Below are 15,934 nucleotides of genomic sequence, written 5' to 3' on the forward strand. Positions count from 1 at the left end.
GTGGATGACGTGGATCTCGGCGCGATGTGGGCACGCGCGCTGGAGAACTCCCTCAACGAGAGCGTCCCATCCCAGCAGCGTGTCTGGCTCAGCATGACCCGGCCGTTCGGCCTGATGAACGACACCGTGGTGCTCGCCGCCCCCACCGATTTCGCCCGTGACGTCCTGGAGAACAAGCTCCGTCCCCTGATCAGCCACGCGCTGTCGGCGGAGTTCGGCCGTCCGATGAAGGTCGCGGTCATGGTCGATCCCGGGGCGGCCGGCCCCGAGACCGCGGTCTCGCCCCGGCACGACACTTATCCACAGGCTCCGGCGCCGGGTTACGCACAGGGCCCCGGGCAGCCACAGGGTTATGCACAGCCCATGTCTTCGCAGATCGGAGACGGTATATCCGCTCAGGACGGCTACCGTGATCCGGGCTCCGGAGGGATGTCGTCCACCGGTTATCCACAGCGTCAACCACAGGGTGGACGGTTCCCCTATCCGTACGGGCGGATGGACGAGCCGGCGCAGCCGTACCTCCCCGCGGACAACGCGGAGGCGGAGCGCCCGGGTGAGCGCGGCCCCGGTGGTCACGGCGGTCACGGTGGTCCCGCGGGCTCCGGCGGGTACAGCCAGGGGAGCCCCGACGGCTACCGCCCGGCGGGCGCCGGAGGTCCGGCGGGCCCCGGCGGGTACGACCCGCGGCCGGCGCCGCCCCGCCCGGAGGGCGACGCCTTCGACCGGCCGTCGCCCGTGCCCGGCCCGCCGCCGGCCCAGACGCAGAACAGGTGGGACGGCCGCGGCGGCCGTCCACAGGGCGAGCCGGCCCGGCTGAACCCGAAGTACACCTTCGAGACGTTCGTCATCGGCTCCAGCAACCGGTTCGCCCACGCCGCCGCGGTCGCGGTGGCCGAGGCGCCGGCCAAGGCGTACAACCCGCTGTTCATCTACGGTGACTCCGGCCTGGGCAAGACCCACCTGCTGCACGCGATCGGCCACTACGCCCAGAGCCTCTACGACGGCGCGCGGGTGAGGTACGTGAGCTCCGAGGAGTTCACCAACGACTTCATCAACTCCATCCGCGACCACAAGGCCGACGGCTTCCGCGCCCGCTACCGGGCGGTGGACATCCTGCTCGTGGACGACATCCAGTTCCTGGAGGGCAAGGAGCAGACGCAGGAGGAGTTCTTCCACACGTTCAACACCCTCCACAACGCCAACAAGCAGATCGTCATCTCCAGCGACCGGGCGCCCAAGCAGCTCGTCACGCTGGAGGACCGGCTGCGCAACCGGTTCGAATGGGGTCTGATCACCGACGTCCAGCCGCCGGAGCTGGAGACCCGCATCGCGATCCTTCGCAAGAAGGCGATCCAGGAGGGGCTGGCCGCGCCGCCGGAGGTGCTGGAGTACATCGCCAGCCGGATCTCCACCAACATCCGCGAGCTGGAGGGGGCGCTGATCCGGGTGACGGCGTTCGCCAGCCTCAACCGGCAGTCGGTCGACCTTCAGCTCACCGAGGTCGTGCTCAAGGACCTGATCACCGAGGACGCCGGCTCGGAGATAACGGTCGCCACGATCATGGCGTCCACCGCCGCCTACTTCGGCCTGTCGGTCGACGACCTGTGCGGCGGCTCGCGCTCGCGGGTCCTGGTCACCGCCCGGCAGATCGCCATGTATCTGTGCCGGGAGCTCACCGACATGTCGCTGCCGAAGATCGGGCAGCAGTTCGGCGGCCGGGACCACACCACGGTCATGCACGCCGACCGGAAGATCCGTTCCCTCATGGCGGAGCGTCGTTCGATCTACAACCAGGTCAACGAGCTGACCACGAGGATCAAGCAGCAGTCGCGCGGCGGATGAGACGCGCCACCGCGTGATGCACAGGCTGTGGAAAACCTTGTGGACTGAAGGTATGAGTCGCCCGAACGTGAATTATCGGGGCATTCAGTCATGATCATCACCTGCGGTCGAACTCGAATCGGTTTCGGCGCCTGGGGACGAACCTGGGGAGAACCTGGGGAAAAGCTGGGGAGAACTCGTGGACAACCTGTGGACGCCCTGTGGGGAGAGTTTTCCCCAAGGACAAAACGGTCTCTTACCCAGTGGATAACCTGGGGAAACCTCGTGGATAACCGGTGGATGAACACCCCTTGATCTGGGGACGGCCTGTGGGTACAGCTCGGTTGTCCCCAGGCCGCCGGGTTCTCCACACCCTTCACCCACACCCCCGGTGGATGAAAAAACTATAGTTGACCTGCGGAAACGATGGTCTTCCACAGTTTCCACCGCCCCTACTGTGATGACTCCATGTATCTCTCTAAGAACTTCAAGACCCATAGAGGGGTCCCGGAGCTCACAGGTGCGGGACAGTGAACACCCGAACCCAAGGCGGCGAGCGAAGGGCGCTCGCCACACAGGAGGCAGATCCCCGTGATGTTCCGGATCGAGCGAGACGTCCTCGCTGAGGCGGTCGCATGGACGGCGCGCAGCCTTCCGGCGCGTCCCTCCGTGCCGGTGCTGGCCGGCATGCGCCTCGAGGTCACCGAGGGCGGCCAGCTCAAGCTCTCCGGCTTCGACTACGAGGTCTCCGCGGAGGTGACCCTCGAACCCCAGAGCGGCGAGGCGGGCGTGGTGCTGGTCTCGGGCCGGCTCCTCGCCGAGATCACCCGGGCGCTGCCCGCACAGCCTGTGGACTTCGTGGTGGACGGCGCCAAGGCGGTCGTCACCTGTGGAAGCGCCCGGTTCACACTCCTCACCATGCCTGTGGAGGACTACCCCTCCCTGCCGGTCATGCCGCCGGCCGCCGGCCGGGTGGGCAGCGACGTGTTCGCCTCGGCCGTGGGCCAGGTCGCCGTGGCCGCGGGCAAGGACGACACCCTGCCGATGCTGACCGGCGTGCGCGTGGAGATCGAGGGCGACACAGTGACCCTCGCCGCCACCGACCGCTACCGGCTGGCCGTGCGCGAGCTGAAGTGGCAGCCCGGGCAGCCCGACTTCTCGGCGATCGCCATGATCCCCGGCCGCACCCTCGCCGACGCCGCCAAGGCCCTGGGCAGCACCGGCGCCGAGGTCGAGATCGCGCTGAGCTCGGCGGGCGGCACCGGCGAGGGCATGATCGGCTTCTCCAGCGCCGGCCGCCGCTCCACCACCCGGCTGCTCGACCCGGAGTTCCCCAAGTACCGCTCGCTGCTGCCCACGGAGTTCTCCGCCCGCGCCGACCTGTCCACCAGCGCCTTCGTCGAGGCCGTCAAGCGCGTGGCCCTGGTCGCCGAGCGCAACACCCCGGTCCGGCTGGCCTTCCGCGGCGGCGAGGTCGTCCTGGAGGCGGGCACCGGCGACGAGGCCCAGGCGGTCGAGGTGCTGCCCGTCGACTTCGACGGCGACGACATCAACATCGCCTTCAACCACCAGTTCCTGCTGGAGGGGCTCGGCGCGATCGACTCCGACGTCGCCCGCCTGCAGATGACCACCTCCACCAAGCCGGCGATCCTCACCGGCGGCAAGCCCGTGGACGACGGCGGGACCCCCGACTACCGCTACCTGATCATGCCGATCCGCCTGTCGAGCTGACGCGGCCCGGCTCCGGTGGCCCGGTCCCGGCGGGGCGCGCCGTGCCGTACCGCGGCGGGCGCCCGGGTGTGGCGAGGGCGGCGCCGGCGGGCGGGGCGCGCCGCCCGCCGAGCAGGCTCGGGCCGCCCGCCGGGTGAGCGCGCGGCGTGCCCGGGTACGGTTCACCGGTGACCGAGATCATGCTGAAGGCGTGCCTCAATGGTTCGAGGGATCCCGGCGAGCACCCCGCTCTGCCCCTGACCCCCCTGCAGCTCGCTCAGGAGGCCCGTGAGGCCCGTGAGGCGGGTGCGTCGGCGGTCCACATGCATCCGCGCGACGAGACCGGCAGAGAGTCTCTCAGCGCCGCGCACATCGGCGCGGCCGTCCGCGAGGTACGGCGGGCGTGCCCCGGCATGCCCGTCGGCGTCAGCACGGGCCTGTGGATATCCGGTGGGGACGCCGGGGAGCGGCGGCGGGCCGTACGGGGCTGGGCGGAGCTGGCGCCGGAGGACCGGCCCGACTTCGCCTCGGTCAACCTCTCGGAGCCCGGCTTCGCCGAGCTCTGGCACGACCTGCGCGAGCTCGGCGTCGGCGTCGAGGCGGGGGTCTGGTCCACCGCGGACGCCGAGGCGCTCGCCGCCGGCGGCCTGGAGTGCATGCGGGTGCTGGTGGAGATCATCGGCGGCCCGGCCGCCACCGCCGTGTCCCGCGCGCACGCCGTCCTCGCCCGCCTGGACGAGCTGGGCGTCCCCGGGCGGCGTCTCCTTCACGGTGAGGGGGAGCCGACCTGGATACTTGTGGATGAAGCGGGGCAGATGGGTCTGGCTACGCGCGTCGGCCTGGAGGACGTCCTCCACAGCCCTGTGGGCGACCCCGTTGCTGGAAACGCCGATCTGGTACGGCTTGCGATGGCGCGTCTGACGTAGATGGATGAAGAAACCCGAATAGAGGGGGTGCTCGTATGCAAATCGGCATGATCGGGCTGGGCAAGATGGGCGGCAACATGGCCGAGCGCCTGCGCCGCGGCGGCCACGACGTGGTCGGCTACGACCGCGACCCGTCGATCAGCGACGTCGCGAACCTGAAGGAGCTGGTGGACCGGCTCCAGGCGCCGCGCGCGGTGTGGGTCATGGTGCCGGCCGGCGCGCCGACCCAGGCGACGGTCGAGCAGCTCGGCGAGCTGCTGTCGCCCGGTGACATCGTCATCGACGGCGGCAACTCGCACTACCTCGACGACCGCAAGCACGGCGAGGAGCTAGGCGCCCGGGGCGTCGGCTTCGTCGACTGCGGCGTGAGCGGCGGCGTCTGGGGCCTGCAGAACGGCTATGCGCTGATGACCGGCGGCTCCGACGAGGACGTCCGGAGGCTCATGCCGATCTTCGAGACCCTCAAGCCCGAGGAGGGCGGCTTCGTCCACGCGGGCGGCATCGGCGCCGGTCACTTCGCGAAGATGGTCCACAACGGCATCGAGTACGGCATGATGCAGGCCTTCGCCGAAGGCTGGGAGCTGCTGGAGGCCTCCGACGTCGTGACCGACGTGGCCGGTTCCTTCAAGAGCTGGCGCAACGGCACGGTCATCCGCTCCTGGCTGCTCGACCTGCTGGTCCGCGCCCTCGACGAGGACCCCGGGCTGGCGGAGCTGAAGGGCTACGCCCAGGACTCCGGCGAGGGCCGGTGGACCGTCCAGGCCGCCGTGGACCACGCGGTGCCGCTGCCGGTCATCACCGCCGCCCTGTACGCCAGGTTCGCCTCCCGCCAGGACGACTCCCCGGCCATGAAGGTCGTCGCGGCCCTGCGCAACCAGTTCGGCGGCCACGCGGTCACCGCCAAGGAGGGCCAGGTCGCCAAGGGCGCCGACGCCCCGGGCGCCGACGTCGTCCCGCCGGCGGAGGCCGACAGGTGACGCGGCGCCCGTACGGCCGCGCACCCCGCCGCGGGAGGCGCGGGACGCGCGGCCGTACGGGCACCCTCGCGACGGTCGCCCGTGACGGACGGGGCCGACCGCGACTCCCGGGGTGCGGCTAGTCTTCGAGGGGTGTACGTCGCCCATCTCTCGCTGACCGACTTCCGGTCCTACGACACCGCAGACCTCGGCCTGGAGCCGGGCGTCACGGCCTTCGTCGGGCCCAACGGGCAGGGGAAGACCAACCTGGTCGAGGCGCTGGGCTACGTCGCGACGCAGTCGAGCCACCGGGTGGCCACCGACGCGCCGCTGGTGCGGCACGGGGCGGCCCGGGCGGTCGTCCGCTGCGTCGTCGTACGGGACGACCGCCGCGCCCTGATCGAGCTGGAGATCAACCCGGGGAAGGCCAACCGCGCCCGGCTGAACCGCTCGCCGATCTCCCGCGCCCGCGACGCCGTCGGGCTGCTGCGCACGGTCCTGTTCGCGCCGGAGGACCTCGCGATGGTCAAGGGCGACCCGTCGGAGCGGCGCCGCTACCTCGACGACCTGCTGGTGGCCAGGACGCCCCGCTTCGCCGGGGTCCGCGCCGACTACGACCGGGTGCTCAAGCAGCGCGGGGCGCTGCTGCGCACGGCGGCGCAGGCGCGGCGCGGCGGCCGGAGCGGACGCCGGGCCGAGAACGACGCGGGCTTCGCCGCCGCCGGGGCGGGCGACCCGCTGAGCACGCTGGAGGTGTGGGACGCCCACCTCGCCAGATACGGCGCCGAGCTGCTCGCGGCCCGCCTGGAGCTGGTCGAGGCGCTGCGGCCGCTGGTCGCCGCCTCCTACGCCGCCCTGGCCCCCGACTCCGCCCCCGCCGGCCTGGTCTACCGCGGCACGCTGCCCGGGGACACGTCGGACGCCGGGGACGGCGAGGGCGGCGCGGACACCGGCCCGGCCGACCGCTCGGTCCTGGAGAAGCGGCTGCGCGAGGCGCTGGCCGAGGTCAGGAGCGCCGAGCTGGAGCGCGGCGTCACCCTGGTCGGCCCGCACCGCGACGACCTGTTCCTGGGCCTGGGAGACCTTCCCGCGCGCGGCTACGCCAGCCACGGGGAGTCGTGGTCGTTCGCGCTGGCCCTCCGGCTGGCCGCCTACGACCTGCTGCGGGCCGACGGCGGCGACCCGGTCCTCATCCTCGACGACGTCTTCGCCGAGCTGGACAGCCGCCGGCGCCGCCGCCTGGCGGAGATCGTCGCCCCCGCCGAGCAGGTGCTCATCACCGCCGCCGTGCCCGCCGACGTGCCGCCGGAGCTGGCCGGGGCCCGGTTCGACGTGGCCGAGGGGAGTGTCGGGCGTGTCCGCTGACGACGCCGCGCGGGACCGGCCCGCGCGTGGCTCCGGGGATTCCGGGGATTCCGGGGCGGGCAGCGGGGGCGCCGTACCCGGGGCGGGTTCCGGTACGGGGACCGGCGCCGCGGCGGCGGCCGAGGCGGCCGCGGGCACCGCGGCCCGGGGCGCCGCGCTGGCCAGGGAGAAGCTGGCCCAGGCCAAGGCCGACGCGGCCCGCCGCGGCAGGCTGCCGCGGCGCGAGCCCAGACGCGCGGCGTCCGGCGCCCGCAGGGAGGGCGGCGACCCCCAGCTCCTCGGCCGGGCCATCGCCGACCTGCTGGCCGACCGGGGCTGGGAGCGGCCCGCCGCGGTGGGCGGGGTGTTCGGCCGCTGGCCCGAGATCGTGGGCCCGGAGCTGGCCTCCCACACCCGGCCGGAGACCTTCGCCGACGGGGAGGTCGTGGTGTCCGCCGACTCCACGGCCTGGGCCACCCAGGTGCGCCTGCTGGCGAGAACCCTGGTCAGGCGGCTGAACGAGGAGCTCGGGGACGGCACGGTGCAGCGGGTGCGGGTGCGCGGGCCGCAGCACGGGCCGCGCCCCGGCGGCCTCCGGGTGACCGGCAGCCGAGGCCCAGGTGACACGTACGGTTGATCACGCTGGTCCGCCTGACGCCGAAAACGGATCAGCGGCCCCTCTCGCGCGATGACCCCCCACCCCCGAGGGGGGATGCCCAAATGGAGGGTGGACGCGCTAGAGAGGCTTCTGGAGCCCGTCAATGCCGCATCACGCGTCCCGAGCCGCTAGAATGGAACCGAATTCCGGACACGTCCGTTTGCGTGACACCCCGGCCTGCGAGGCCGACTCCCCCGGGTGGGCGCATCGGGGCATTCACGACGGTGACGGGCAGGGCGGGGCTTAATCGGGTCCCCGCTGCGTGTCCGCGGCAGGAGGATTCCGCACTTGTCCTACGACGCTAGCTCAATCACCGTTCTCGAAGGGCTTGAGGCGGTCCGTAAGCGCCCAGGCATGTACATCGGCTCGACCGGGGAACGCGGTCTGCACCACCTCGTCTACGAGGTCGTGGACAACTCCGTGGACGAGGCCCTGGCCGGGCACGCCGACAGGATCGAGGTCACCCTGCTCGCCGACAACGGCGTGCGGGTCGTGGACAACGGCCGAGGCATCCCCGTCGGCATGCACCCCGTCGAGAAGCGCCCCGCGGTCGAGGTCGTCCTGACCGTGCTGCACGCGGGAGGCAAGTTCGACGGCAAGTCCTACGCGGTCTCCGGCGGTCTGCACGGCGTCGGCGTCTCCGTGGTGAACGCGCTGTCCACCAGGCTCGAGGTGGAGATCCTCACCGACGGCCACTACTGGCGGCAGTCCTACGCGGACTCCCGGCCGACGGCGCCCCTGGAGAAGGGCGAGCCGACCAGCGAGACCGGCACCTCGATCACGTTCTGGGCCGACCCGACCATCTTCGAGACCACGACGTGGAACTTCGAGACGCTCTCGCGCCGCTTCCAGGAGATGGCCTTCCTCAACAAGGGCCTGACGATCTCCCTGCGCGACGAGCGCCCCGGCCACTCCGCCGGTGAGGACGGCGAGGGCGGGCCGGTGGAGGTGGTCTACCACTACGAGGGCGGCCTGTCCGACTTCGTCAAGCACCTCAACTCGAAGAAGGAGGCGGCGCACGTCTCGGTGATCGACTTCGAGGAGAACGGCGACGGGATCTCGGTCGAGATCGCGATGCAGTGGAACAACTCCTACACCGAGTCGGTCTACACCTTCGCCAACACCATCAACACGGCCGAGGGCGGCACCCACGAGGAGGGCTTCCGCGCGGCGCTGACGTCGATCGTCAACCGCTACGCGCGCGAGCAGAAGTTCCTCAAGGAGGGCAAGGACGACAACCTCACCGGTGAGGACATCCGCGAGGGCCTCACCGCGATCATCTCGGTGAAGCTGGCCGACCCGCAGTTCGAGGGCCAGACCAAGACCAAGCTGGGCAACACCGAGGCCAAGTCGTTCGTCCAGAAGGCCTGCAACGACCACCTGCGTGACTGGTTCGAGCGCAACCCCGGCGAGGCCAAGGACATCATCAGCAAGTCCCTGCAGGCCTCCCGCGCCCGTCTCGCGGCCCGCCAGGCCCGCGACCTGACCCGGCGCAAGTCGCTGCTGGAGGCCGGTTCCGGGCTGCCCGGCAAGCTGGCCGACTGCCAGTGGAGCGACCCGGAGAAGTGCGAGCTGTTCATCGTCGAGGGCGACTCGGCCGGCGGCTCGGCCAAGGGCGGCCGCGACTCCCGCTTCCAGGCGATCCTGCCCATCCGAGGCAAGATCCTGAACGTGGAGAAGGCGCGGATCGACAAGGTCCTGAAGAACACCGAGGTCCAGGCGCTGATCACCGCCATGGGCACCGGCGTCCACGACGAGTTCGACATCTCCAAGCTGCGCTACCACAAGCTGATCCTGATGGCCGACGCCGACGTCGACGGCCAGCACATCAACACTCTGCTGCTGACGCTGCTGTTCCGCTTCATGCGGCCGCTGATCGAGGCCGGGCACGTCTACCTGTCCCAGCCGCCGCTCTACAAGATCAAGTGGGACCGCCGGGGCGAGGACGCCTCCTACGCCTACTCCGACCCCGAGCGCGACGCGATCATCGAGGAGGGCATCGGCCGGGGCAGGCGCGACCCGCGCCTGCACGACGGCATCCAGCGGTTCAAGGGTCTGGGCGAGATGAACGCCGGCCAGCTGTGGGACACCACGATGAACCCCGAGAGCCGCGTCCTGCGCCTGGTCACCCTCGACGACGCCGCACAGGCCGACGAACTGTTCAGCGTCCTGATGGGCGAGGACGTCGAGGCACGCCGCTCCTTCATCATCCGGAACGCACGGGACGTCCGCTTCCTCGACGTGTAGCGGCGGTCCCCCGACGCGTAGCGGCAGCCGTACAGACCTCTCTTCGAAAAGGACCCATCACCCGTGACGGACGTGAACACTCCGCCCGCAGAGCCAGCAGAGCGCATCGAGCCGGTCGACATCCAGTCGGAGATGCAGCGCAGCTACATGGACTACGCGATGTCGGTCATCGTGTCCCGTGCGCTGCCCGACGTCCGTGACGGGCTCAAGCCGGTGCACCGCCGCGTGCTGTACGCCATGTACGACGGCGGCTACCGCCCCGACCGGGGCTACTTCAAGTGCTCCCGCGTCGTCGGCGACGTCATGGGCTCCTACCACCCGCACGGCGACTCGTCGATCTACGGCACCGTCGTACGGCTGGCACAGCCCTGGGCACTGCGCTACACCCTGGTCGACGGCCAGGGCAACTTCGGATCGCCCGGCAACGACATGCCGGCCGCCATGCGGTACACCGAGTGCAAGCTCGCGCCGATCGCCATGGAGATGATCCGTGACATCGACAAGGAGACCGTCGACTTCCAGCCCAACTACGACGGGCGTTCGCAGGAGCCGCTGGTCCTCCCGTCGCGGTTCCCGAACCTCCTGGTCAACGGTTCGGCCGGCATCGCGGTCGGCATGGCCACGAACATCCCGCCGCACAACCTGCGCGAGGTCGTCGACGGCATCAGGTGGTGCCTGGAGAACCCCGAGGCGGGCGACGAGGAGCTGCTCGAGGCGCTGATCGGCCGGATCAAGGGCCCCGACTTCCCCACCGGCGCGCTCATCGTGGGCCGCCGCGGCATCGACGACGCCTACCGCACCGGCCGCGGGTCGATCACCATGCGGGCGATCGTGGAGGTCGAGGAGGACGCCAAGGGCCGCCAGTGCCTGGTCGTCACCGAGCTGCCCTACATGGTCAACCCGGACAACCTGGCGCTGTCCATCGCCGAGCTGGTGAAGGACGGCCGGATCAACGGCATCGCCGACGTCCGCGACGAGAGCTCCTCCCGGGTCGGCCAGCGCCTGGTGATCGTGCTCAAGCGCGACGCGGTCGCCAAGGTCGTGCTGAACAACCTCTACAAGCACACCCAGCTGCAGACCACCTTCGGCGCCAACATGCTGGCCCTGGTCGACGGGGTGCCGCGCACCCTGCGGCTGGACCAGTTCGTGCGCCACTACGTGACGCACCAGATCGAGGTCGTGGTCCGCCGTACCCGCTACCTCCTGCGCAAGGCCGAGGAGCGCGCCCACATCCTGCGTGCGCTGCTCAAGGCGCTGGAGCGGCTGGACGAGGTCATCGCGCTGATCCGGCGCTCGCCGTCGGCGTCGGCCGCCCAGGGCGGCCTGATGACGCTGCTGGAGATCGACGAGGTCCAGGCGCAGGCCATCCTCGACATGCAGCTGCGCAAGCTCGCCGCCCTGGAGCGGCAGCAGATCACCGACGAGCACGACGCGCTGATGGCGCAGATCACCGACTACCAGGACATTCTGGCCTCGCCGCAGCGGCAGCGGACGATCGTCCTCGACGAGCTCACCGAGATCGTGAACAGGTACGGCGACGACCGCAAGTCGGAGATCATCGCCTACGAGGGCGACATGTCGATCGAGGACCTCCTCGCCGAGGAGGACATGGTCGTCACGATCACCCGCGGCGGCTACGCCAAGCGCACCAACATCGACCTGTACCGGGCGCAGCGGCGCGGCGGCAAGGGGGTGCGCGGCGCCCAGCTGCGCCAGGACGACATCGTCGACCACTTCTTCGTCACCACGACGCACCACTGGCTGCTGTTCTTCACCAACAGGGGCCGCGTCTACCGGATCAAGGCGTACGAGCTGCCGGACGCCGCCCGCGACGCGCGCGGCCAGCACCTGGCGAACCTCCTGGCCATGCAGCCCGACGAGGTCATCATGGAGGTCCTGGACCTGCGTGACTACGACGTCGCTCCGTACCTCGTGCTGGCCACCCGGCACGGCCTGGTGAAGAAGACGCGCCTGGCGGAGTACGACTCGCCGCGCTCGGGCGGTCTCATCGCCATCAACCTCCGGGAGGACGACGAGGTGATCGCCGCCCGGCTGGTGTCCGAGGACGACGACCTCCTGCTCATCTCCCGCGGCGCCCAGTCGGTCCGCTTCACCGCCACCGACGATGCGCTGCGCCCGATGGGCCGGGCGACCAGCGGCGTGATCGGCATGCGGTTCCTGGAGGGCGACGAGCTGCTGGCGATGAACCGCATCGCCGACGGCGACGACGTGCTGGTCGCCACCGAGGGCGGTTACGCCAAGCGCACCCCGGCCGACCAGTACCCGGTCCAGGGAAGGGGCGGCAAGGGTGTCCTGACGGCTAAGATCGTCAGCTCCCGTGGCAAGCTTGTGGGTGCTGCCATGGTCAGGCCGGAGGACGAGGTATTCGCGATCACGTCCAACGGTGGGGTTATCCGGACCAGCGCAGGGGAGATCAAGCAGTCCGGTCGCCAGACCATGGGGGTACGTCTGATGAATCTCGCGGAAGGTGACAGCGTCGTGGCGCTCGCGCGCAACGCCGAGGCCGCCGGGGCCCGTGACAACGCCGAGGCCCTCGCGGTCCCGGAGAACGGCGAAGGGGAGTAACACGTGGGTGCCCAGGGCAAAAAGGGTCCACGTTCGGCTTCCTCGTCGACACGCGATCAGGTAACGGAGAAGATAGACGAGACCGCCGGAGCGGTCGAGTCGCCGGCCGACGGTAAAGCGCCCACGCCGGGGACCGGTGAATCGGTGACCGACGATCTCAAGGGCAGGCAGAACGTGACGGCGATCGAGGACGGCAAGCAAAGCGAGTCCACGGTGCGTATCCGCCCGGCGTCCCCGGACGCCGGCAACTCCTCCTGGACTCCCGGGAACCTGTCGCCCTCCGGGGCGCCGGGGACCCCGGCGACCGACAAGAAGGTGGCCGAGGCCCCGGCGAAGGCGCCGCGCAAGGCCCACCTGGTGCTGCGCCGGATCGAGCCGTGGTCGGCGATGAAGTTCAGCTTCGTGGTGTCGCTGGTCTGCTTCGTGGTGCTGTTCGTCGCGGTCGCGGTGCTCTACATGGCGCTGTCCAGCCTGGGGGTGTTCGACAACATCATCCAGATGGTGAACCAGGTGACCACGGCCGACGGCAAGTCCACCGGCGGCATCGACGCGGCCTCCTGGTTCGAGCCGGTCCGGATCCTGGGTTACACCGCCCTGATCGGCGCGGTGAACGTCGTGCTGATCACCGCCCTGGCCACCCTCGGCTCCGTGATCTACAACATCGCCTCCGACCTGGTCGGCGGCGTCGAGGTCACCTTCAGCGAGGCCGAGTAACCGTTCCGCGCCGTGTCCCCGGCGTCCCCGGCGTCCTGGCCCTCTCCGGGCCGGCGGGCCGGGGGCATGGCGCGAACAGGTGCCGGGAGAGGGTAAGCTTTTCCCTGTTCGAGCGAACGGATTCGCCTCCGCAGAGCGGATGCGATACCGTTTCTTCGCAACAAGGGGCTATAGCTCAGTCGGTTAGAGCGCTTCCCTGATAAGGAAGAGGTCCCAGGTTCAAGTCCTGGTAGCCCCACTTTCACAAACGCCTCGTACGGACGCCCGTGCGGGGCGTTCTGCCGTATCCACTGCCCAACGGGTTCCCGGACGGGTGGTCGGCCTCCCGGATCGCGGTTTCCCGGCTCGCCCCGGCACCCGGCGGATCGGGCCTCGTGCGGCCGCCCGAATCCGGGGTACGGCCGGGCCGGAGGGCTCACCCCGAAGCGCGGACGCCTTCGGGGTGAGTGGAGCCCGGGGTGAGTGGACCTACGCCTCGGCCCAGACGCCCAGTTCGTTTCCGCTCGGATCGGTGAAGTGGAAGCGGCGGCCACCGGGGAACCCGTACGGCCCGCTCACCACCCGGCCACCCGCGTTGGTCACCGCCTCCACGGACCGGTCCAGGTCGGTGGAGTAGAGCAGCACGAACGGACCGCCCGGCCGCACCTCCTCGTCCACGCGAAGACCGCCCACTTCGGACGCGGTCTCGTCCTGCGCGCTCCGGATGCCGGCGTAACCCGGCCCGTAGTCGTTGAACCGCCAGCCGAACGCCTCGGTGTAGAAGCGCTTGGCCTGCTCAAGGTCGGTGACCGTGAGCTCCACGTAGTCGATGGCGTGGTGTCGATGCGGGGAAGACTGAGTCATGGCTCACATCATGTACTTCCGGTACGACATGTGGACCGTCAACGGTCAGGTGCGTGTCGCCGCCGGTGGCCATGTGGAACCCCCACCTCCTCGGGGCCGGCCACTTCTTGATCAGATGCGCGGCCCGATGACGGGTCCCGGCCGGCGGGGGAGCCTGACCGGGCGTCCCGGTGGCGTGCTGTCGATTCGTTATGTGTCCGAACAGCTGCGCAAGGGCACAAAATGAGAAAGTCAACCACAGGAGCGTGAAGTAATGGCCGTGACAGGCATCATTTCCGCCGTAATCATCGGACTCATCATCGGCGCGCTCGGTCGGCTCGTTGTACCGGGACGTCAGAGCATCCCGATCTGGCTGACCATGGTGATCGGTATCATCGCCGCTCTCATCGGCACGGCGATCGCCGGAGCCCTGGGAGTCGCCGACACCCGCGGCATCGACTGGATCGAACTGATCATCCAGGTGGTCCTCGCCGCGGTCGGAGTCATCCTGGCCGTCAGCCTGTACGGCAGGCGCCGCATCGACTAGCCGGCCGGTCCTTCCGCTCCGGCGCCCCCGGTCCGAGTCATCCGGACCGGGGGCGCCCGCGTGTGACCGGGACGCGGATCCCTCCCGGGCGGCGGTCTCAGGCCGCCCTCCGGGGGACGGCCTCCGGAACGGGCATGGCCCGCGACCTCCGGGACAGGCGACGGCCCATGGCCTGGGCCGGGCGCTCGACGGCCCGGTAGGTCAGTTCCGCACAGCCGAGCACCGCCGCCAGCAGCAGGACGGCCATGATGAGCCGTTCGGCCAGGGGGAAGCGGCCGGGATCCATCGTCAGCCGCCGGAGGACCTGCACCGCGAGGGGGTGCAGCAGGTAGACGGAGTAGCTGATCAGGCCGAGCCGGACGAGGAGGCGGGGCATCGTCCGGTGCCGCAGCAGACGGGCGATCAGGAAGGTCGCCCAGGCGGCGGCGACGGCCGTGGTCCAGCCCCAGGTGAAGGCCCGCGCCTGGTCGTCGGGCATGCCCCAGCCGGGGCCGAACGCCCACGCGGCTCCGATGGACGCGACCGGCACGAAGCCGAGCAGCCATCCGGTCCTCCTCCACCGGACCTGCCCCTGGTCGAGCCGGTAGAAGACGGTGCCGGCGAACATCGTCGCGAGGATGGCGAGACTCTGCCACGCCCCGATCCGGCTGTTGACGCCGAGCAGCACCAGAGCGAGCACGGCCGCCGCCGCGGGGCCGTACAGGCGGAGGCGTCCGCCGCAGGCCAGCGACGCGGCCGCCGCGAGCAGCACGGCCGCGGTCAGCACCACGACCGGCGTGGTGCCCAGGCCGCGCGACAGCGCGCCCGCCGGGAGCAGCCCTCCCACGGTGAGGGCCGCCACGGCGAAGGCGAGCATGCCGGTGGCGCTGAACCGGTGCACACCGGCGGTGAACATGGCGGTCACGAGGAGGTAGAAGACCATTTCATAGGAAAGGGTCCAGAACACGTTGAGGACGCCGGTCACCTGAAGCAGGTCCTGAAGCATCGTCAGGTGCGCCAGGGCCGCGGTGCCCGGGTCGTCCGCCAGCTGTTCCGGCAGCGGGGTGTACACGCCCTCGACGCCGAACACCGTCCCGGCCGCCGCCGCGACGAGCCACAGGGGGTACAGGCGGAAGACCCGGTTGATCCAGAACCCGCCGACGCTGCCGCGCCGTTCGAGCGAGACCGGCACCACGTAGCCGCTGACGAGGAAGAACACGAGCACGCCGTACTGGCCGAAGTCGAACCACGGGCCGGCGCTCGCGCGCACCTCCGGGAAGAGCGCGTCCAGGGAGTGCTCGAACACCACGACCAGCGCGGCCATGCCGCGCAACGCGTCCAGCCATCCCTGCCGCCCCGCGGACGACGACCGCGTCCTCGCGGACGGAACCTCCTTCCCGGTATCGCTCCGACTCGTCTCCACAACTCCGACGAACATCCGGTCAGGCTAGGCGGTCATCCTGGGAGATTCATGAGTGCGACCTGAAGGCGGGCCCAACGGACCGACGCGGGCGCTCGCCGCGGATCGCGTGCCCGCGCGGAAGGAGCACGAGGGTTCGCGTGAGAGGACTTTCGGCCCTGCCACCGTGCCGGGTGGGTACGTAACGTCCGGAAGGGAGTGCCG

Annotated in this window: 13 protein-coding genes and 1 tRNA gene; 12 read left to right on the plus strand and 2 right to left on the minus strand. The window is 70.5% G+C overall.

The window, feature by feature from the left end; genetic code table 11:
• The 10 genes from dnaA (at position 1) to ACQP10_RS00050 (ending at position 13,200) form a co-directional block, all read left to right on the plus strand.
• A complete protein-coding gene (gene dnaA, locus ACQP10_RS00005) occupies positions 1-1,842 on the plus strand; it encodes a chromosomal replication initiator protein DnaA (RefSeq protein WP_433540620.1) in 1,842 nt (613 codons plus the stop codon).
• Positions 1,843-2,412: 570 nt separating this feature from the next.
• Positions 2,413-3,552: a DNA polymerase III subunit beta gene (dnaN, locus tag ACQP10_RS00010; protein ID WP_179821621.1), complete on the plus strand. Its 1,140-nt coding sequence runs from the start codon at positions 2,413-2,415 to the stop codon at positions 3,550-3,552.
• A 167-nt stretch (positions 3,553-3,719) separates the two neighbouring features.
• Positions 3,720-4,457: a 3-keto-5-aminohexanoate cleavage protein gene (locus ACQP10_RS00015; protein ID WP_346018305.1), complete on the plus strand. Its 738-nt coding sequence runs from the start codon at positions 3,720-3,722 to the stop codon at positions 4,455-4,457.
• Positions 4,458-4,492: 35 nt separating this feature from the next.
• Positions 4,493-5,434 carry a phosphogluconate dehydrogenase (NAD(+)-dependent, decarboxylating) gene (gnd, locus tag ACQP10_RS00020; RefSeq protein WP_179821619.1) on the plus strand — a complete coding sequence of 314 codons (942 nt, stop codon included), beginning with the start codon at positions 4,493-4,495 and terminating at the stop codon, positions 5,432-5,434.
• Between the two features lie 132 nt (positions 5,435-5,566).
• Positions 5,567-6,778 carry a DNA replication/repair protein RecF gene (recF, locus tag ACQP10_RS00025; protein WP_399498635.1) on the plus strand — a complete coding sequence of 404 codons (1,212 nt, stop codon included), beginning with the start codon at positions 5,567-5,569 and terminating at the stop codon, positions 6,776-6,778.
• On the plus strand, positions 6,768-7,394 hold the full coding sequence (locus ACQP10_RS00030) for a DUF721 domain-containing protein (protein WP_433540621.1): 627 nt from the start codon (positions 6,768-6,770) through the stop codon (positions 7,392-7,394). The genes recF and ACQP10_RS00030 overlap by 11 nt, the downstream gene beginning before the upstream one ends.
• Before the next feature lie 309 nt (positions 7,395-7,703).
• Positions 7,704-9,662, plus strand: coding sequence for a DNA topoisomerase (ATP-hydrolyzing) subunit B (gyrB, locus tag ACQP10_RS00035; protein ID WP_179821615.1), 1,959 nt, complete (start codon positions 7,704-7,706; stop codon positions 9,660-9,662).
• Between the two features lie 63 nt (positions 9,663-9,725).
• On the plus strand, positions 9,726-12,248 hold the full coding sequence (gene gyrA, locus ACQP10_RS00040) for a DNA gyrase subunit A (RefSeq protein WP_389992754.1): 2,523 nt from the start codon (positions 9,726-9,728) through the stop codon (positions 12,246-12,248).
• 144 nt (positions 12,249-12,392) lie between these two features.
• Positions 12,393-12,962, plus strand: coding sequence for a DUF3566 domain-containing protein (locus ACQP10_RS00045; protein ID WP_312873306.1), 570 nt, complete (start codon positions 12,393-12,395; stop codon positions 12,960-12,962).
• Positions 12,963-13,126: 164 nt separating this feature from the next.
• Positions 13,127-13,200: transfer RNA gene (locus ACQP10_RS00050), tRNA-Ile, on the plus strand.
• 230 nt (positions 13,201-13,430) lie between these two features.
• Here ACQP10_RS00050 and ACQP10_RS00055 read toward each other — a convergent pair.
• Entirely contained in the window at positions 13,431-13,805 is a 375-nt protein-coding gene (locus ACQP10_RS00055; protein WP_399498636.1) for a VOC family protein, read from the minus strand.
• Here ACQP10_RS00055 and ACQP10_RS00060 point away from each other — a divergent pair.
• Positions 13,804-14,031: a hypothetical protein gene (locus tag ACQP10_RS00060; RefSeq protein WP_399498638.1), complete on the plus strand. Its 228-nt coding sequence runs from the start codon at positions 13,804-13,806 to the stop codon at positions 14,029-14,031. The two genes, ACQP10_RS00055 and ACQP10_RS00060, sit on opposite strands and share 2 nt — an antisense overlap.
• A gap of 27 nt (positions 14,032-14,058) precedes the next feature.
• The gene (locus ACQP10_RS00065) at positions 14,059-14,331 is read left to right on the plus strand and encodes a GlsB/YeaQ/YmgE family stress response membrane protein (RefSeq protein ID WP_346018300.1); all 273 of its coding nucleotides are present in this window, start codon (positions 14,059-14,061) and stop codon (positions 14,329-14,331) included.
• Between the two features lie 97 nt (positions 14,332-14,428).
• Here the strand turns inward: ACQP10_RS00065 and ACQP10_RS00070 are convergent, their stop codons facing one another.
• Positions 14,429-15,748 (minus strand): acyltransferase family protein, encoded by a 1,320-nt coding sequence (locus ACQP10_RS00070; RefSeq protein WP_433540622.1) that lies wholly within the window; start codon positions 15,746-15,748, stop codon positions 14,429-14,431.
• Between the last annotated feature and the right edge of the window lie 186 nt (positions 15,749-15,934).

The sequence above is a fragment of the Streptosporangium sandarakinum genome, from assembly GCF_050942225.1.
Lineage (GTDB): Bacteria > Actinomycetota > Actinomycetes > Streptosporangiales > Streptosporangiaceae > Streptosporangium > Streptosporangium nondiastaticum.